The organism is Klebsiella sp. BIGb0149, from assembly GCF_004362605.1.
GTDB lineage: Bacteria > Pseudomonadota > Gammaproteobacteria > Enterobacterales > Enterobacteriaceae > Klebsiella > Klebsiella terrigena.
In genome coordinates this window covers 77,370-95,330 of record NZ_SNYG01000010.1, presented here as the reverse complement: position 1 = coordinate 95,330, position 17,961 = coordinate 77,370, and the positions used below count along the sequence as shown (strand labels likewise).

At 59.6% G+C, this 17,961-nt stretch carries 15 protein-coding genes and 1 riboswitch; of the genes, 3 read left to right on the top strand and 12 right to left on the bottom strand.

The features are described 5' to 3' along the window. Positions 1 to 140 precede the first annotated feature (140 nt). Positions 141 to 3,824, top strand: coding sequence for a methionine synthase (gene metH, locus EDF75_RS25185; RefSeq protein ID WP_133601269.1), 3,684 nt, complete (start codon positions 141 to 143; stop codon positions 3,822 to 3,824). A 211-nt stretch (positions 3,825 to 4,035) separates the two neighbouring features. After that, entirely contained in the window at positions 4,036 to 5,667 is a 1,632-nt protein-coding gene (locus EDF75_RS25180) for a Na/Pi cotransporter family protein (RefSeq protein ID WP_133601268.1), read from the top strand. Between the two features lie 93 nt (positions 5,668 to 5,760). Here EDF75_RS25180 and pepE read toward each other — a convergent pair whose 3' ends face one another. The 9 genes from pepE to EDF75_RS25135 all read right to left on the bottom strand — a co-directional run bounded on the left by pepE (position 5,761) and on the right by EDF75_RS25135 (position 13,303). Continuing rightward, on the bottom strand, positions 5,761 to 6,450 hold the full coding sequence (gene pepE / locus EDF75_RS25175) for a dipeptidase PepE (protein WP_133601267.1): 690 nt from the start codon (positions 6,448 to 6,450) through the stop codon (positions 5,761 to 5,763). A 236-nt stretch (positions 6,451 to 6,686) separates the two neighbouring features. Beyond that, on the bottom strand, positions 6,687 to 7,499 hold the full coding sequence (locus EDF75_RS25170; RefSeq protein WP_133601266.1) for a shikimate 5-dehydrogenase: 813 nt from the start codon (positions 7,497 to 7,499) through the stop codon (positions 6,687 to 6,689). Then, on the bottom strand, positions 7,492 to 8,721 hold the full coding sequence (gene sorE / locus EDF75_RS25165; protein ID WP_133601265.1) for an L-sorbose 1-phosphate reductase: 1,230 nt from the start codon (positions 8,719 to 8,721) through the stop codon (positions 7,492 to 7,494). The genes EDF75_RS25170 and sorE overlap by 8 nt, the downstream gene beginning before the upstream one ends. A 76-nt stretch (positions 8,722 to 8,797) precedes the next feature. Continuing rightward, positions 8,798 to 9,622 carry a PTS system mannose/fructose/sorbose family transporter subunit IID gene (locus EDF75_RS25160; protein WP_041143571.1) on the bottom strand — a complete coding sequence of 275 codons (825 nt, stop codon included), beginning with the start codon at positions 9,620 to 9,622 and terminating at the stop codon, positions 8,798 to 8,800. A gap of 11 nt (positions 9,623 to 9,633) precedes the next feature. Further along, complete coding sequence (locus tag EDF75_RS25155) at positions 9,634 to 10,431, bottom strand: PTS mannose/fructose/sorbose transporter subunit IIC (RefSeq protein ID WP_041143572.1); 798 nt, start codon at positions 10,429 to 10,431, stop codon at positions 9,634 to 9,636. Between the two features lie 134 nt (positions 10,432 to 10,565). Then, complete coding sequence (locus EDF75_RS25150) at positions 10,566 to 11,060, bottom strand: PTS sugar transporter subunit IIB (protein ID WP_041143573.1); 495 nt, start codon at positions 11,058 to 11,060, stop codon at positions 10,566 to 10,568. Further along, complete coding sequence (locus tag EDF75_RS25145; RefSeq protein WP_133601264.1) at positions 11,060 to 11,467, bottom strand: mannose/fructose/sorbose PTS transporter subunit IIA; 408 nt, start codon at positions 11,465 to 11,467, stop codon at positions 11,060 to 11,062. Before EDF75_RS25145 ends, EDF75_RS25150 begins: the two co-directional genes overlap by 1 nt. A 9-nt stretch (positions 11,468 to 11,476) precedes the next feature. Beyond that, complete coding sequence (locus EDF75_RS25140) at positions 11,477 to 12,280, bottom strand: SDR family oxidoreductase (RefSeq protein ID WP_133601263.1); 804 nt, start codon at positions 12,278 to 12,280, stop codon at positions 11,477 to 11,479. Between the two features lie 69 nt (positions 12,281 to 12,349). Further along, on the bottom strand, positions 12,350 to 13,303 hold the full coding sequence (locus tag EDF75_RS25135) for a sugar-binding transcriptional regulator (RefSeq protein ID WP_133601262.1): 954 nt from the start codon (positions 13,301 to 13,303) through the stop codon (positions 12,350 to 12,352). Positions 13,304 to 13,772: 469 nt separating this feature from the next. Between EDF75_RS25135 and rluF the strand changes: the two genes are divergently transcribed. Beyond that, positions 13,773 to 14,642 (top strand): 23S rRNA pseudouridine(2604) synthase RluF, encoded by an 870-nt coding sequence (gene rluF / locus EDF75_RS25130; protein WP_041143577.1) that lies wholly within the window; start codon positions 13,773 to 13,775, stop codon positions 14,640 to 14,642. On the opposite strand, the gene EDF75_RS25125 is transcribed toward rluF, so the two are convergent. The 3 genes from EDF75_RS25125 to lysC all read right to left on the bottom strand — a co-directional run bounded on the left by EDF75_RS25125 (position 14,639) and on the right by lysC (position 17,474). Then, entirely contained in the window at positions 14,639 to 14,911 is a 273-nt protein-coding gene (locus EDF75_RS25125) for a YjbD family protein (protein ID WP_041143578.1), read from the bottom strand. The two genes, rluF and EDF75_RS25125, sit on opposite strands and share 4 nt — an antisense overlap. A gap of 145 nt (positions 14,912 to 15,056) precedes the next feature. Then, positions 15,057 to 15,980 (bottom strand): ketopantoate/pantoate/pantothenate transporter PanS, encoded by a 924-nt coding sequence (gene panS / locus EDF75_RS25120; protein ID WP_133601261.1) that lies wholly within the window; start codon positions 15,978 to 15,980, stop codon positions 15,057 to 15,059. A gap of 144 nt (positions 15,981 to 16,124) precedes the next feature. Further along, positions 16,125 to 17,474 (bottom strand): lysine-sensitive aspartokinase 3, encoded by a 1,350-nt coding sequence (lysC, locus tag EDF75_RS25115; protein ID WP_133601260.1) that lies wholly within the window; start codon positions 17,472 to 17,474, stop codon positions 16,125 to 16,127. Positions 17,475 to 17,647: 173 nt separating this feature from the next. Further along, positions 17,648 to 17,880, bottom strand: a riboswitch (Lysine riboswitch). Positions 17,881 to 17,961: the final 81 nt, after the last annotated feature.

The window sequence follows — 17,961 nt, the reverse complement described above, 5'->3', positions numbered from 1 at the left end:
TGCAATCACAACCGGACTGATCGGATGAGTGAAGCTGAACATGTCTCATATTGCCCGCCGTTCCCTTTCCCGCCCCTGTGGTTTATGCCAGTATGGTTCGTTGAGTTTTTTGGTCTGGTTGAGCGTTGTCGGGAGCGAGTGTGAGCAGCAAAGTTGAGCAACTGCATCAGCAGTTAAAAAAACGTATTTTGGTTCTGGATGGGGGCATGGGCACCATGATCCAGGGCTATCGTCTGAGTGAAGAAGAGTTCCGCGGCGCGCGCTTTGCCGACTGGCCTTGCGACCTGAAAGGCAATAACGACCTGCTGGTGCTCAGCAGGCCGGACGCGATCCGTGCCATTCACGACGCCTATTTCGAGGCCGGCGCGGACATCATTGAGACCAACACCTTTAACTCGACGACGATCGCGATGGCGGATTACCAGATGGAATCCCTGTCGGCGGAAATCAACTTTGCCGCGGCGCGGCTGGCGCGCGCCAGCGCCGACGAGTGGACCGCCCGCACGCCGGAAAAGCCGCGCTTTGTCGCGGGAGTTCTCGGCCCGACTAACCGCACCGCCTCTATCTCTCCTGACGTTAACGACCCGGCCTACCGCAACATCACCTTCGACGGGCTGGTGGAAGCCTACCGTGAGTCAACGAAGGCGCTGGTGGAAGGGGGCGTCGACCTGATTATGATTGAGACGGTATTCGACACCCTCAACGCCAAAGCGGCAATCTTTGCGGTCAAAGAGGAGCTTGAGGCGCTGGGCGTCGATCTGCCGATCATGATTTCCGGCACCATCACCGATGCCTCCGGCCGTACGCTCTCCGGGCAAACGACCGAAGCCTTTTACAACTCGCTGCGCCACGCCGATGCGCTCACCTTCGGCCTCAACTGCGCCCTGGGTCCGGACGAGTTGCGCCAGTACGTGCAGGAGCTCTCGCGCATTGCCGAATGCTACGTCACCGCGCACCCCAATGCGGGCCTGCCGAACGCCTTTGGTGAATACGATCTGGATGCCGATACCATGGCCGCGCAAATTCGCGAATGGGCTGAATCCGGGTTCCTGAATATCGTCGGCGGCTGCTGCGGCACGACGCCGGAGCATATCGCGGCCATGTCGCGCGCCGTCGCCGGGCTGGCGCCGCGCGCGCTGCCGGAAATCCCGGTGGCCTGCCGCCTTGCCGGCCTCGAGCCGCTGAATATCGGCGACGACAGCCTGTTTGTTAACGTCGGCGAACGGACCAACGTGACCGGCTCTGCGAAGTTCAAGCGGCTGATTAAAGAAGAAAAATATAATGAAGCGCTGGACGTTGCCCGCCAGCAGGTCGAGAGCGGCGCGCAGATTATCGATATCAACATGGATGAGGGGATGCTCGACGCGGAAGCGGCGATGGTGCGTTTCCTCAACCTGATTGCCGGCGAGCCCGATATTGCCCGCGTGCCGATCATGATCGACTCCTCGAAGTGGGAAGTCATCGAAAAAGGCCTGAAGTGCATTCAGGGCAAAGGCATCGTCAACTCTATCTCAATGAAAGAGGGGATCGAGCCGTTTATCCATCACGCTAAAAAAGTGCGCCGCTACGGTGCCGCCGTGGTGGTGATGGCCTTCGACGAGCAGGGCCAGGCCGATACGCGCGCGCGCAAAATCGAGATTTGCCGCCGGGCGTACAAAATTCTGACCGAAGAGGTGGGCTTCCCGCCGGAAGATATTATCTTCGACCCCAATATCTTTGCGGTGGCGACCGGTATTGAAGAGCACAACAACTATGCGCAGGACTTTATCGGCGCCTGTGAAGATATCAAACGCGAGCTGCCGCATGCGCTGATTTCCGGCGGCGTCTCCAACGTCTCGTTCTCCTTCCGCGGCAACGATCCGGTACGCGAGGCGATTCACGCCGTCTTCCTCTACTACGCCATTCGTAACGGCATGGATATGGGGATTGTTAACGCCGGGCAGCTGGCGATTTATGACGACCTGCCCGCCGAGCTGCGCGATGCCGTCGAAGACGTGATCCTCAACCGTCACGCCGAGGGCACCGATCGCCTGCTGGAGCTGGCGGAAAAATATCGCGGCAGCAAAACGGACGACTCCGCCAACGCCCAACAGGCGGAATGGCGCAGCTGGGACGTTAAAAAGCGTCTTGAATACTCGCTGGTGAAAGGGATCACCGAATTTATTGAGCTGGACACCGAAGAGGCGCGTCAGCAGTCGACCCGCCCCATCGAGGTGATTGAAGGCCCGCTGATGGACGGCATGAACGTGGTGGGCGACCTGTTCGGCGAGGGCAAAATGTTCCTCCCGCAGGTGGTGAAATCGGCCCGCGTGATGAAGCAGGCGGTGGCCTACCTCGAGCCCTATATTGAGGCCAGCAAAGAGAAGGGTTCCAGCAACGGCAAGATGGTGATCGCCACCGTCAAAGGCGACGTGCACGACATCGGTAAAAATATCGTCGGCGTGGTGCTGCAGTGTAATAACTACGAAATCATCGATCTTGGGGTGATGGTTCCGGCGGATAAAATCCTCAAAACCGCCCGTGAAGTGAATGCCGACCTGATCGGCCTCTCCGGGCTGATCACCCCGTCGCTGGATGAAATGGTCAACGTGGCGAAAGAGATGGAGCGCCAGGGCTTTACCCTGCCGCTGCTGATTGGCGGTGCGACCACCTCCAAAGCGCATACGGCGGTAAAAATCGAGCAGAACTACAGCGGCCCGACGGTCTACGTGCAGAACGCCTCGCGTACCGTTGGCGTCGTGGCGGCGCTGCTTTCCGACACCCAGCGCGATGACTTCGTTGCCCGCACGCGTAAAGAGTACGAAACCGTGCGTATTCAGCATGGGCGCAAGAAGCCGCGCACTCCGCCGGTCACCCTGGAGGCCGCCCGGGATAACGACCTGGCGTTTGACTGGGAGAGCTATACGCCGCCGGTGGCCCATCGCCTCGGCGTGCAGGAGGTCGAAGCCAGCATCGAAACGCTGCGTAACTATATCGACTGGACGCCGTTCTTTATGACCTGGTCGCTGGCCGGGAAATACCCGCGCATCCTCGAGGATGACGTGGTGGGCGAAGAGGCGCAGCGGCTGTTTAAAGATGCCAACGACCTGCTGGATAAGCTGAGCGCCGAGAAGTCGCTGAACCCGCGCGGGGTGGTGGGGTTATTCCCGGCTAACCGCGTTGGCGACGACATCGAAATCTACCGCGACGAGACGCGCACCCACGTTCTGACCGTCAGCCATCACCTGCGCCAGCAGACCGAGAAGGTCGGATTTGCCAACTACTGCCTCGCCGATTTTGTCGCGCCGAAGCTGAGCGGCAAGGCCGACTATCTTGGCGCGTTCGCGGTGACCGGCGGGCTGGAAGAGGACGCGCTGGCCGAGGCCTTTGACGCTCAGCACGATGATTACAATAAAATCATGGTCAAAGCGATCGCCGATCGTCTGGCCGAAGCGTTTGCGGAATATCTGCACGAGCGGGTGCGTAAGGTTTACTGGGGCTATGCCGCGAACGAGAATCTGAGCAACGAGGAGCTGATCCGCGAGAACTATCAGGGGATTCGTCCGGCGCCGGGCTATCCGGCCTGCCCGGAGCACACCGAAAAAGGCGTGATCTGGGAGCTGCTGGACGTGGAGGCGCATACCGGCATGCAGCTGACCGAATCGTTCGCCATGTGGCCGGGCGCCTCGGTCTCCGGCTGGTACTTCAGCCATCCGGACAGCAAGTACTACGCGGTGGCGCAGATCCAGCGCGATCAGGTTGAGGATTACGCGCGGCGCAAAGGAATGACTCCTGAGGAAGTTGAGCGCTGGCTGGCGCCGAATCTGGGCTACGACGCGGACTAGACCGCAGTCTGTCACAAATCTGTCATCTTATCTTACAACTTACAGGGCGCTCCGAGGGCGCCCTGTCTCTTTATTGCGGCTAAACCCTTATACTGGAGTATTGATTCAGAACGCCCGGACTATGTAGCCCGGCTAAGCGTAGCGCCGCCGGGAGAATTCCCGACGGGGCTATCCGTCGTTATCCGTCGGGTAATAAGGAGAACAAGAATCCGTGTTAACTCTGCTGCACCTGCTTTCTGCCGTCGCCCTGCTGGTTTGGGGCACCCATATCGTTCGTACCGGGGTGATGCGCGTCTATGGCGCACGCCTGCGTTCCGTCCTCAGCAGTAGCGTCGAGAAAAAACCGCTCGCCTTCTGCGCCGGTATTGGCGTTACGGCTCTGGTCCAGAGCAGCAACGCTACCACCATGCTGGTCACCTCGTTTGTCGCCCAGGACCTGGTCGCGCTGGCCCCGGCGCTGGTGATTGTGCTGGGCGCCGACGTGGGGACCGCGCTGATGGCGAGGGTGCTGACCTTCGACCTCTCATGGCTCTCGCCGCTGCTGATTTTTATCGGCGTGATTTTCTTCCTTGGCCGCAAGCAGACCCGCGCGGGCCAGCTGGGACGGGTCGGTATCGGGCTGGGGCTGATTTTACTGGCGCTGGAGCTGATCGTGCAGGCGGTGCACCCCATCACCCAGGCCAACGGCGTGCAGGTGATATTCGCCTCGCTGACCGGCGATATCATGCTGGATGCGCTGATTGGCGCCATGTTCGCGATAGTGAGCTACTCCAGCCTCGCGGCGGTGCTGTTAACCGCAACGCTTACCTCCACCGGCGTGATTTCGTTTCCGGTCGCTCTGTGCCTGGTCATCGGCGCGAACCTCGGCTCCGGGATCCTGGCGATGATCAACAACAGCGCCGCCAACGCCGCCGCGCGCCGCGTTGCGCTGGGCAGCCTGCTGTTTAAGCTGGTGGGCAGCCTGATTATCCTGCCTTTTGTCCACCTGCTGGCCGATGCGATGCACAAGCTACCGTTACCGGAAGCGGAGCTGGTGATTTACTTCCACGTCTTCTACAACCTGATCCGCTGCGTGGCGATGGTGCCGTTCGCGGAGCCGATGGCCCGGCTGTGCAGGCGCCTGATTCAGGAAGAGCCCGAGCAGGACCTGCACCTGAAGCCGAAGCATCTGGATCCCTCGGCGCTGGATACGCCGGCCCTGGCGCTGGCCAACGCCGCGCGTGAGACGCTGCGCATTGGCGACGCCATGGAGCAGATGCTGGACGGTCTGCGCAAGGTGATGCACGGCGAGCCGCGGGAGGAGAAGGCGCTGCGTCGGCTGGCGGACGACATCAACGTGCTCTATACCGCTATCAAGCTCTATCTGGCGCGGATGCCGAAAGATGAGCTCGCCGAAGAGGAGTCACGCCGCTGGGCGGAGATTATCGAAATGGCGCTCAACCTCGAGCAGGCTTCCGATATCGTGGAGAGAATGGGCAGCGAAATTGCCGATAAGTCGCTGGCCGCGCGGCGGGCCTTCTCCGTTGAAGGGTTGAAGGAGCTCGACGGCCTGTACGATCAGCTGCTGAGTAACCTCCAGCTGGCGATGTCGGTCTTCTTCTCCAGCGACGTCCCGAGCGCCCGGCGCCTGCGCCGCAACAAGCATCGTTTTCGCATCATGAACCGCCGCTACGCGCACGCGCACGTCGACCGCCTGCACCAGCAGAACGTGCAGAGCATTGAAACCAGCTCGCTGCATCTGGGGCTGCTGGGCGATATGAAGCGTCTCAACTCGCTGTTCTGTTCGGTCGCCTACAGCGTGATGGAGCAGCCTGACGAAGATGACGAGCGGGATGATTATTAAGCGCTAAGGCCGCGCCGGCCGCAGCGCCCCGGGGAAATCCCGCAGGCGCTGCGCAAGCCTTCCCCGCTCCCCGCCGGGGAGAGGGGAAGGCGGTTAAAACCGGTGGCCGGCGGCGACGGAAACCGCGTCTTTTCCGGCAGTAAACACCAGCGTTGGGTTCGGGCCACCGAGGGTGGCGTGTCCCTGTGCAACCTGAATCCAGTTCCCTTCCGGTAAACCAATAATCACCAGCTCCGGCGCCACCACCAGCAGCTCGCGGATCCGCTGTTCGCGGGTTTCGCCCTGGTGTCCTTCCGGCAGAGCGTTGGTGAAGTGGGGGTTAATCTGCAGCGGGAACAGCCCCAGGGCGTCAAACCCCTGCGGGTCAACGATCGGCATATCGTTGGTGGTGCGGATGGTCGGGCAGGCGAGATTGGCGCCGGCGCTCCAGCCGATATACAGCGCGCCGCGCCTGACCACGTCAACGATTGGCGCCAGCAGGCCGCGCGTGCGGCACTCTTTGAGCAGCTGGAAGGTATTACCGCCGCCGACGATGACCACGTCGGCGGTCTCAATCGCCGCGATGGGATCCGCGACGCTGTGAATGCCCGTGACGCTCACGCCCAGAGGGGCAAAGACCGCGGCGGTTTTTGCCGTGTAATCATCCCAGGTCTGCGTGACGCCGGCGAAAGGGATAAACACCGCCGAACGGCGGCCGTTCAGCTGCCCGGAAATGACCGGCAGCGCATGTTCCAGCCATGCCTTGCCGGGCAGGGTTGAGTTACTCAGTAGCAGTAGTTCCATCTTTTCTCCGTGATAACCACCGTCATTCAGGCCGTTTGCGCGGCGGCAGAGCCGCAAAACGCGCCGCTGTGCCTGAACGTCTATGGTCTGGCCATAAATGACAAAGTCGGCTGGCGATCCTACCACCGCTTGCCCCTGCGCTCGCTGACGTGGCTCACGATGTTGTCAGGTTGCGGCACGCCACGCTGCCGCAACCTGCGCATCACGACCCGGCTATCTCCGGGCGATGCGGGCGCTTAGCCCGCGCGGGCAAACGCCGCCGCTTCGTTAACCAGCGCCTCGTCCGGGCGCACGCCGGTGTACAGCACAAACTGCTCTACCGCCTGCAGGGCAATCACCTCCGCGCCGCTGATGGTGCGTTTTTCCAGCCGCTGCGCCAGGCGGATCAGCGGCGTCTCCGGCGGCAGGGCCACCACGTCGAACACCACGTCAGCACCCTCCACCATGGCCTGGCTGAAGGCCAGCGTCTCGGCGTACTCTCCGCCCGCCATGCCGAGAGGGGTGACGTTGACCAGGATAGCCGCCGCGATCCCCTCAGGCTGCGGCTGCCACTGGAAGCCGTACTGTTTTGCCAGCGCCAGGCCGCTATCGCGATTGCGGGCGGCGATAATGACATCGCGGAAGCCAGCGTCGCGAAACGCGGCGATGACCGCCTTCGCCATGCCGCCGCTGCCCTGAATCATCACCTTCGCCGTGCGCGGCAGACTGTGGCTGTCGATCAGGCTTTTCACCGCGATATAGTCGGTGTTGAGGCCGGTCAGCCTGCCGCTATCGTTGACGATGGTATTGACTGAATCAATCACCTTTGCAGAAGGGTCGATAGCGTCGAGAAACGGCATGCAGCTCTCTTTGAACGGCATGGATACCGCGCAGCCGCGAATGCCCAACGCCCGAACGCCTTGTACCGCCGCCGCAATATCCTGCGTCGTAAAGGCTTTGTAGATGTAGTTTAGCCCCAGCTTTTCATAGAGGTAGTTATGAAAACGGGTGCCGAAGTTGCCCGGGCGGCTGGCCAGCGACATGCAGAGCTGAGTATCGCGATTAATCATGGGTAATATCCTCCGCGTGGGCCAGCAGATACTGCTCGGCTTCGCCGGACCAGATCCCGTGATGGCGCTCCATAATTGCCGCCAGCGCCGGATCGGCAATGCTGCCCAGCGGCGTCAGCGGGATCGATTTTCCGGTATAAACCAGCTTCTTGCCGCCGCCGACGGCCGGTAAATCGAGGGTGGTTTCGCCCGCAGCGTTGAGCCCAAGAATATGGGTTACCACCTTCGCCGTCTGCACCTTTTTCTCCTGCATCAGCGCCACGGCGGCGCGCATATCGTCAGTGTTGCCCCCGGAGGTGCCGACGTAGTGGGTAAAGGCGTAGTGGACGTCGTAAAAGTTAACCGGCGCGCTAAACTGTTTATCCTGCGGGCCAGCGAAGAAGTTCAGGCAGCCGTCTGCGGCCAGCAGCGAGGAGGCCAGGGTAATCAGCTCCTCTTTCGGTACGAAAACGAAAATATCGTCAAACCCGTGGCCGCCGGTCAGCGCCATCAGCGTCTCCCGACTGGCGTCATGGCCGTCGAGGTAGTGGATCAGGGTTTGCGGCTCTGAAGGATAGTGCCGACGGGCGTAGCTCAGCTTGGGCTTATTGGTGTCGGTGACTACCAGCAGAGAGGGGTTGATCGGGCCGTGCAGGGCATAGTCAATGGCCAGCAGGCCCATCGGGCCGGTGCCGCCGAGGATCAGGGTGCGCCCCTGCGGCCGGATGCCCATCGTATGGTTATAGGTGCCTTCCTGCAGGTGATAGTTGGCGTTGAAGGCGCCAATAACGCAGGAGAGCGGCTCGACCAGCGAGCCTTCAAACCAGGTATCGCCCTCCCAGGGGAGCAGGCAGTCCTGGGTCATCACCTCGTCGGGGATCACCACGTGGGTGGCTTCGCCGCCGATCCACTGGAAGGAGTAGCCGGGACAATCCGGGCGATCCGGCAGCTGCAGGTTGGCCTGAATCACGTAGCGCTGGCCGGGGTGGAATTTGTGCTGCCACTTTTTGCCGACCGCGAGGATTTCGCCGCAAAACTCATGCCCGATGACGATCGGATTGAGCGCAACGTCGTCCGGGACCTTTTTGTGGTCTTCGCCCTGATTGGCCTCTTTCCATGAGGAGAGACACAGGCTGTCGGTGACCACCCGGGCGAGAATCTCATCATCCCCCATCGGCGGGAGTTCGAAAGTTTCCAGACGCAGATCGCGTTTACCATACAGACGTAGAGCCGTAGTTTTCATGTTTACCACCTCATCCCCTTACTCTTGCGGGGTTAGTTTATTGAAGCCGCCCCGACGGCAGCGCCGGGGCGAAAGATCAGGACAGGAAGCCCAGCGCGTTACCGATAATCCCGAGGCCGAACAGGGCGAAGATGAGCCAGACCGGGTTCACCTTCTTATTGAGCAGGCGCACCATCAGCAGGGTCAGCCCCAGCGCCAGCAGGCCCGGGCAAAGCTGGTCGAGGATGTTCTGTACGGTCATGGTGACGGTGGCGCCGTCAGCGCCCGGGGTTTGGGAAACCACCAGCGGCACGTTGATGGTGGTCCACTTCGTCACCAGCACGCCCATCACAAACAGGCCGAGGATTGAGGCGCCCTCGGTGAGTTTTTGCAGCAGGTTGCCGCCCATATCGCTGACGATATTGACCCCTTTACGGAAGCCAAGCTGCAGCCCGTACCACTTCATAGCCAGACGTACTGCGTTGAAAATAAAGAAGAACAGCAGCGGGCCAAGAATATTGCCGGAGAGCGCCAGCGAGGCGCCGAGCGCGGCGGTAATCGGGCGCAGGGTTCCCCAGACCAGCGGGTCGCCGACCCCCGCCAGCGGCCCCATCAGCCCGACCTTGATGCCGTTAATCGCGCCATCGTCAATCGCCGCGCCGTTGGCGCGCGCCTCTTCCATCGCGGCGGTGACGCCCAGCACCGGTCCGCAAACCGCGGGCGTGGTATTAAAGAACACCAGGTGGCGCTTGAGGGCCGCAACCTGATCCTCCTTCAGCGGGTAGAGGCGTTTGATCGCCGGGATCATGTCGTAGCAAAATCCCAGGCCATGAATACGTTCGAAGTTAAAAGAGGCCTGCTGCAGGTTGGAGCGCAGAAACATGCTAACCAGGTCGCCTTGCGTGAGTTTTTTCTGTTCCATGGTCGGCTCCATTAGTCGTCAAGTTGGTCAAGGGCGGTGGAAGAGGCGGCGCTAGCCTGGGGTTCAGGCTTGCGCCACTGCGGATTGAGCTGGATATAGATCAGCGCGATGATGACCCCCACGCCGCCGAAGGCCAGCAGGCTAAAGTTGAGGTAACCGCCGGCAAGAAAACCAAGGAAAAAGAAGGGCATCAGATATTTCACGCCCATCATGCGCAGGACCATGGCGTAGCCGACCACGACGATGAAACCGCCGGCAATTTGCAGGCCGCGGGTCACGAATTCCGGAATGGCATTCAGCATGCTGCTGACCATATCGGCGCTGACGAACAGCGACACCACCAGCGCCGGGATGGCGACGCGCAGTGCCTGAACGCCGAGCGCCGAGACGTGCAGCAGATCGATGGTGCGAAAGCGGGCCTCTTCGGCGGCTTTATCCGCCGCGTGCTGGAAGACCACCGTAATGGTGCGGGCAAAGACGGTCAGCACCTGTCCTGCTGCGGCAACCGGCAGCGCGATGGCGATACCGGTCGCGATGCTTTGCTGGCCGACGATGACTAAAATGGCCGAAATGATGCTGGCCAGGGCTGAATCCGGAGACTGCGCCGCGCCGACGTTCATCCAGCCGAGGGCGATCAGCTCCAGCGTGCCGCCGAGCATAATTCCGGTTTTTAAATCACCGAGAATCAGACCAATCACCGTACAGGCGATTAACGGGCGGTGGGTCTGGAATTCATCCAGCACGCTGCCCATTCCGGCAATACAGGAAAAAATAAATATGGCTATTATTTGTAGGGTACTAATTTCCATAATTATAACCTTTAAAGTGTAGGGAACCCTGCCTGTTACGGCACATACCGGTCACGTGGTTATTTATGCTGACGGTGATTTATTTATTTTTCGCCGCAACACCTGCGCCACGGAGGGTAGTAAACAGGCGTTCTTTATTCTGTAACGGACTGCTGAGCGAGCTTGTCGAGAATATTAATGGATGGATCGGAGGCCACCACGCGTAAATCCAGAATAACCCCGAGCTGGTCCAGCTGGCGAAATGCATCGATATCCGTTTGATCTAATGAAACGGCTTTGGTGAGCTGTTTCTTGCCCGGTCGCCAGGCCATGCCGCCGATATTTAGCGTGGCTATTTTGACCCCCTGCTGCACCATTGTTAAAACATCTTGCGGATTGGTAAATAAATAAAAAACGGATTCATTTTGATATTGCGGATTATGATAAACGGCAACCGCTTTTTCGAGATTCACGACGTTGACCTTCATCCCCGGCGGCGCGGCCTGGCGGAGCAGGGTCCGGCGCACTTCGTCGTTATAAACATCGTCGTTGCAGATAATAATGCGCTGAGCGTTGGCCACTTTGGACCAGACGGTGGTCACCTGGCCGTGGATCAGCCGGTCATCGATGCGGGCGAGCGTAATGTTCATCAGAAATCCTCCTCAACGGTTTGCGGGAGCCGCCAGACCACGCAGCACTGGCTGGCAATCGCGGTCAAATGGTCGCACAGGGCGTCGGCGCTCATGGCCTGCTGGTTATCCACCAGCTCCAGCGCCAGCGGTAAAGAGAGGCCGCTGATCACCCGCAGCAGCGGGTTTTTCATTGCCAGCCCTGCCGCGGCATTCCACGGGCTGCCGCACTGTAAATCGACGGCAATCAGCCACTCATCATTGCTGTGAGTGCTTACTAACTCTTCCAGCTTAGCGGCGATGTCGCCGGCATTTTCTCCCGGGACAAACTCCACGGCGCTGACGTTGACGTCGCCATAGACCATACGAACGGAGTCCAGCATGGCGCAGGCAAGCTGGCCGTGAGCGCAAAAAATAGCGTTGACCATAGGATCTCCTTAACCGCGGGTTTTACCGCCAGCGATGTTAGTGGTTACTCCGGTTATATAGCTCGCACGCTCTGAAAGCAGGTAGCAAACGTAGTCCGCCACCTCGCTCAGGCGCCCGGAGCGGCCGATGGGAATGGCGTTTTTGCTATAGCCTTCGCGCAGCTGTTCAACGCTGATGCCGCGGGTCCAGGCCAGCGCTTCTTCATACTCCGGCGTGCGCAGCCCGGTTTTTTCCAGAATGCCCGGCGCGACGCCCACCACGCGGATACCGTGTTTGCCCAGCTCCTTCGACCATGAGCGGGTGAAGCTATTCAGCGCCGCCTTGGTGGCCGCATAGCAGCTCTGGCCCTCAGAGCCTTCCAGCCCGCTTTCTGACGAGACGTTAACGATCGCCCCTTCGCGCTGCCTCACCATCTGCCGGGCGACCGCCTGGGACATTAAAAAGACGCCTTTTTGGTTAATGTTGACCATTTTCTCAAAGGCCGCTTCGTTCAGCTCATAACGGCCGGCGGGCGCCTTTTCATCCACTAACAGGCGGGGGAAATTAACCCCGGCGTTATTCACCAGGCCGTCAATACGTCCGCAGCGCTGAATAATTTGCTCGACGCTGTGGTTCACCTCGTCGGCGCGGGAAATATCGGTGGGCCAGAACCTATAGTTCTCACCGTTACGATATTTATCGCCGCCGTGAATATCCGTCATTTGCACGTTGGCACCTTGCTCAATTAATTCATCGACGATGGCCAGGCCGATTCCGGAGGCGCCGCCGGTGACAATAATTATTTTATCTTTGAGGTTTAGCCATGTTTTCATTATCGTCTTCTCGTTATTTAGATAAAGGGAGTCCGCGCAGCGCGGGCTGCGGGAATGGATATTATTGTTTTATTTCAACAATAGCTCAGCCGTTTCTCGGTTAGTCACCAGACAATTAATGTAGCCGCCGTTCAGGGCACCGAGGATCCCGCTATATTTTTCTTCGCCGATGGCGATGCCCACCGAATAGCGCGCGTGCTTGAGCCTGGCGATATCAATAGAGAGCGTTTTTTCATTCATATTAGTTTCAACGATCCCGCCGTTAATATCGTAAAAGCGCGAGCAAATATCGCCGGCGACGTGGCGGGCGTTGAGATCGTCGCTCTCTTCGCTGCCGTAAAATGCGTGCCAGTTCGCGCCATCGCGGATTGCCGGTGAGCCGATCCCTACCAGCGCAACATCCAGATTGTCCCAGTAGGATGAGATGGTCTGAAAGTGCCTGGACTGCATGATACCGTTGCGGATCAGGGTATTTTCCAGCAGCGCCGGGAAGTCGGCGAGGTGCGACTCGGCCTTCAGCTTCGCCGCCGCGCTATAGGTCAGGGTATTGACGTGGTAGCGGCTCTCCAGCTTACCGGAGGGGCCGCCGATAATCGGCACGCAGATCGCCTGGCGCGACTGGCTGGCCTGCGGCAGGGTTTCGACCAGCGCCCGCACCGCGCGTCCCCAGGAAAAGCCGATGATATCGCCGGGCTCCAGCAGCCGATCGACCAGCTGAGCGCCATGCTGACCGACGGTATTGAGCTGGTCCTCCTCCTGCGCCGAGCTGCAGGAAGCCACCACCGCTTCCTTGAGGGCAAATTTTTGCTTCAGCTGCTGCTCCAGCCACAGGTTTTCGTTGTAGTCATAGTTGATGGCGATAGTGACGATACCCTGCTCGCGGCCGCGTTTTAGCAGACGGCTGATCGTGGTGCGGTAAATACCCAGCTCGCGGGCGATCTGTGCCTGGGTCATGTCCTGCTCGTAGTAGAGCTGGGCAATTTTCACGATTAAGCGGATATCGTCGCTATTTTCGGTGGTCATCTGCGGGCTCCTGCACATTTGTGCAAATCACGTTGTTGCTGCCTTGATCTGATATAACCCCATCAACGGCCGACTACAAAGCAATTTTCCCCCATTTCATTGCGCGATGTCGGGCGTTTATATTGCACATTTGATTGTCAGCCCGCCGGCTGACGGCACCTTTGTGCCAGATTACCTAATCGCTTGATTCTGTTTATTTTCGCCGGACAAAATTGCAGAGGGTTCCGCTGGACACTTTTGTGTCGAAAGACGCGGTAGATCACACTTAGCGTCAGGGCGCCGGTGCGCGATTATTTTCGATTGCCCGCCGGCTGAGGTATATTTCTCGTTTTACACATAAAAGCATTCAAGTTTTATCGAGGCGGCAGGAGAGCGAGCGCCCGGGAGCATAGCAATCTATGTGGCCGGGATGCGTGAGCGTGGCCAATACGGAGACAACTTGAAGGATGAAGTGTTTTTAGGAGACGTTATGCTGCCCGACTCATCAACCCGACTCAACAAATACATCAGTGAAAGCGGCATTTGCTCGCGTCGCGAGGCGGATCGCTACATTGAACAAGGCAACGTTTTCATCAACGGCAAGCGTGCGACCATTGGCGATCAGGTTGCCCCGGGCGATGTCGTGAAGGTTAACGGCCAGCTGATTGAGCCGCGTGAGGCGGAAGATCTGGTGTTTATCGCGCTGAATAAACCGGTGGGGATCGTCAGCACCACCGAGGACAGCGAGCGCGACAACATCGTCGATTTTGTGAACCACAGCAAGCGCGTTTTCCCGATCGGCCGACTGGATAAGGACTCTCAGGGACTGATCTTCCTGACCAACCATGGCGATCTGGTGAATAAGATCCTGCGCGCCGGTAACGATCACGAAAAAGAGTACCTGGTGACCGTCGATAAGCCGGTGACCGACGAGTTCGTGCGCGGGCTGGGGGCGGGCGTACCGATTCTCGGCACGGTGACGAAGAAGTGCAAGGTGAGAAAAGAAGCGCCGTTCGTCTTCCGCATTACCCTGGTTCAGGGGCTTAACCGGCAGATTCGCCGGATGTGCGAACACTTTGGCTACGAGGTCATGAAGCTTGAGCGCACGCGAATTATGAATATCGGCCTGTCGGGATTACCCCTCGGCGAGTGGCGCGACCTGACGGATGATGAGCTGGTTGCGCTGTTTAAGCTGATTGAGAACTCCTCCTCTGAGGCCAAACCGAAGGCGAAAGCGAAGCCGAAAACGGCGGGCATCAAGCGCCCGGTGGTGAACGTGGAAAAGAGCAGCGAGAAAGGACGCCCGGCGGCAAACGGCAAACGTTTTAACCAGCCGGGACGTAAAAAGAAGGGGCGTTAGCGTCTGCCGCGCGTCGGCGTGCTCGCCGACCAGGAGAATGACGCGTCGCTGTCGGGTTTATAGGCCTGCTTTTTCTTTAACTGGCGGGCCTTTTTTGCCTCAGCTTCGCGCAGCACCATCAGCTTATCGATGTACTCTTTTTTTACGGCGTTGGTTTCTGCGTTGGTCAGCAGACGGCCGTGCGCGATTCTCGCCCGGTCAAGCAGCGTTTTCAGCTCGCGCTGCTCGCGTTCGGTCATATCTTGTTGCGTAATGCGGGGAAGTGCCATAGTAGAACCCTCAGTCAGCCGATAATTCAGTGTACGGCAATACCGGGTTGACTGACAGTCTGGATACCGCGCTAAGCGCAGTGAGGACGGGAAAACGCCCGGACAGGCGCGGCGAGCGGCCTGTCCGGGCGGTGAAGGCAGGGCGCTACTTCTCTTTCTTCCCGGTGGGCTTAGCGGACCAGTAGCCGGCCAGCAGCGATCCGGAAAGGTTGTGCCAGACCGAGAACAGCGCGCCGGGCAGGGCGGCAAGAGGACCAAAGTAGATTTTCCCCAGCGCCGCCGCCAGTCCTGAGTTTTGCATCCCCACCTCAATGGCCAGCGTGCGGCAGGTCGACTCATCAAAGCCAAACAGACGCCCGCCCCAGTAGCCGCCGAGCAGCCCGATGGCGTTATGCAAGATCACCGCGACAATCACCACCAGGCCTACAGAGGCGATGTGCGAAGCGGAGCCGGCGACGACGGCGCTGATGATCGCCAGAATGCAGAGCATGGAAAACGCGGGCAGGAACGGCTCGACCGCCTTGACCACCTTCGGCAGCAGGTGGTGAATAATCAGCCCCAGCGCAATCGGGATAACCACGATTTGCAGGATGCTGAGCAGCATGCCCGCGACGTCGACCTGAATATGCGCATCGACGTACAGGCGCGTCAGCAGCGGCGTTGCCACCACGCCAACCAGCGTGGAGACGGAAGAGATGGTGACCGAGAGCGCCACATCGCCTTTCGCCAGGTAGATCATCACGTTAGACGCCGTTCCGCTGGCAACGCTGCCCACCAGCACCATCCCGGCCGACAGCTCCGGCGGCATACGGAACAGCAGCGCCAGCGCCCAGGCGGCGAGCGGCATCACCAGGTAGTGCAGAAAAATCCCCGCCGCAACCGGCGCCGGGCGCGACAGCACGCGCTTAAAGTCGTCCAGCTTCAGGTGGACGCCCATCCCGAACATGATGAGCATCAGCAGGGTGGTGACCCAGGGGCCGATGGGAGTAAAGGTGCCCGGCGTGTAATAGGCCAGAACGGAGAGCAGCAGCGCCCAGAGCGGGAACAGCCGTGTCAGCATAGCGAGCATGTTGTTTTCCTTGCCATTGGCTCGTCATCTTCCAGGCCGGCTGCGCCCGCTGCCTGAACGATTACGAGTAGGTTGTGTTGATATAGTTATAAAAAAGCCGGGTTCGAGCCCGGCTATAGGTAATATTTATCGCGTGGAGGAATATTATTCAAACAAATTATGATGCAGCTTCTGCACGACCTTCTCAGCATCGGCCCCCGGCACCAGGAAGCAGAGGTTATGGCTGGATGCGCCGTAGCAGATCATGCGAATGTTGAACGGCTCCAGCACGCCGAAGACCTCTTTGCCGACGCCGCAGGCGCGCGAAAGATCGTTGCCGATCAGGGCGACCAGCGCCAGATCCTGCTCTACCTCTACGCGGCACAGGGAGGAGAGCTCGGTGAGCAGCGCCTGGGTGAGCAGGGTATCGGTGGCGGAGGTTGAGCCGGTGGTATCCATGGTCAGGGCAATGCTGACTTCTGAGGTGGTGATCAGATCCACGGAGATATTATGGCGCGCCAGAATGCCGAACACTTCGGCGAGGAAGCCGCGGGAGTGCAGCATATTCAGGCTGTGCAGGGTCAACAGGGTCTGGCGGCGGCGCAGCGCCAGCGCGCGGAACAGCGGCGGGTGTTCGGTTTTATTGCACACCAGGGTGCCGCCGGCTTTCGGCTCTTTGCTGGAGCCCACGAAGACCGGAATATCGCTACGCACCGCGGGAAGCAGCGTCGCCGGGTGCAGCACCTTGGCGCCAAACGTCGCCATTTCGGCGGCTTCGGCAAAGGCGATAACGTCGATGCGTTTTGCCGCCGGGGCAACGCGCGGGTCGGTGGTGTAGATGCCCGGGACGTCGGTCCAGATATCGACGCGGCTGGCGTTAAGGGCTTCACCCAGCAGGGCGGCGGTGTAATCACTGCCTCCGCGGCCGAGGGTGGTGGTGCGGCCTTTCGCTTCGCTACCGATAAAGCCCTGGGTGACCACCAGACCTTCGGCAAGGCGCGGCGTCAGCTGCAGCTGGGTGAGCTCTGCCAGGGCGGCGACATCGGGCTCGGCGCGGCCGAAGCGATCGCTGGTGCGCATCACTTTACGCACGTCAAACCACTGGGCGGCAATGCCGCGTTCGCGAAGGATTTCGACAAACAGCAGGGTGGACATCAGTTCGCCGTGGCTGACCAGCTCATCGGTCAGCGCCGTCGAGCTTGCCAGCGCCGCGGCTTCCGCCAGGGTGGTGATATTCTCCAGCAGACGCTCGATCTCTTCGCGAATCACGTTGGGGTAGCGCAGGCGTTCGAGAATATTGAACTGAATCTGGCGCAGCGCCTCAAGCTTATCGAAACGCTCGGTGGGTTCCAGCCCGTCGGCTAAGGCAACCAGAAGATTGGTGACACCCGCAGAGGCGGACAGCACCACTACGCGAGTGTTTTCATCAATCATCGCAACGTCAACGCTGCGGTTCATGGCATCGAAATCGGCAACGCTGGTGCCGCCGAATTTGGCTACAACTAAATCTGTCATAACAACCTCGTGTCAGGGGGGCCTGACTTATTAAAACGATTCCTGATTGGGTTTGGGCTGGACACAACCTAACAGTCATAAAATGTCTTAATAAGCCAGGCCAAATTATTCAGCCATGGCACAAGGGAAGAGCGAAAAACAGGGTGGGCGCAGAGGGATAAACAGCTACGATGTCACCCAGAAGTGCTCCACCTTGTAGACCCGTTCCCCGACCTTTTACGTCAGTTCCTGAGTATGAAACGCCCGACTGCGAACGTTTCTGGTGACAACCCAGGGGATTCAGCCCCTGTGGCCGGTGATGAACGTACCAGACGCTCTTTCACCTCGGCGTTGCTCCCCCTCACGTATTTTCCCCGGACTGGTTCCTCCAATACGGTTACCTGGGCAACGCACCTCTTCTGGCAATTACCGACGTCTTTCACTTTGCCTGGGGTGCTGGTCACGATACCCCTGCAATACCCTTTCGCTGTAGCGTGAAATGCGCGAG

Coding starts and splice junctions, on each gene's coding strand:
- pepE (WP_133601267.1), bottom strand. CDS start 6,450: ATGGAACTACTGCTACTGAGTAACTCAACCCTGCCCGGCAAGGCATGG.
- EDF75_RS25170 (WP_133601266.1), bottom strand. CDS start 7,499: ATGATTAATCGCGATACTCAGCTCTGCATGTCGCTGGCCAGCCGCCCG.
- sorE (WP_133601265.1), bottom strand. CDS start 8,721: ATGAAAACTACGGCTCTACGTCTGTATGGTAAACGCGATCTGCGTCTG.
- EDF75_RS25160 (WP_041143571.1), bottom strand. CDS start 9,622: ATGGAACAGAAAAAACTCACGCAAGGCGACCTGGTTAGCATGTTTCTG.
- EDF75_RS25155 (WP_041143572.1), bottom strand. CDS start 10,431: ATGGAAATTAGTACCCTACAAATAATAGCCATATTTATTTTTTCCTGT.
- EDF75_RS25150 (WP_041143573.1), bottom strand. CDS start 11,060: ATGAACATTACGCTCGCCCGCATCGATGACCGGCTGATCCACGGCCAG.
- EDF75_RS25145 (WP_133601264.1), bottom strand. CDS start 11,467: ATGGTCAACGCTATTTTTTGCGCTCACGGCCAGCTTGCCTGCGCCATG.
- EDF75_RS25140 (WP_133601263.1), bottom strand. CDS start 12,280: ATGAAAACATGGCTAAACCTCAAAGATAAAATAATTATTGTCACCGGC.
- EDF75_RS25135 (WP_133601262.1), bottom strand. CDS start 13,303: ATGACCACCGAAAATAGCGACGATATCCGCTTAATCGTGAAAATTGCC.
- rluF (WP_041143577.1), top strand. CDS start 13,773: ATGCTGCCCGACTCATCAACCCGACTCAACAAATACATCAGTGAAAGC.
- EDF75_RS25125 (WP_041143578.1), bottom strand. CDS start 14,911: ATGGCACTTCCCCGCATTACGCAACAAGATATGACCGAACGCGAGCAG.
- panS (WP_133601261.1), bottom strand. CDS start 15,980: ATGCTCGCTATGCTGACACGGCTGTTCCCGCTCTGGGCGCTGCTGCTC.
- lysC (WP_133601260.1), bottom strand. CDS start 17,474: ATGACAGATTTAGTTGTAGCCAAATTCGGCGGCACCAGCGTTGCCGAT.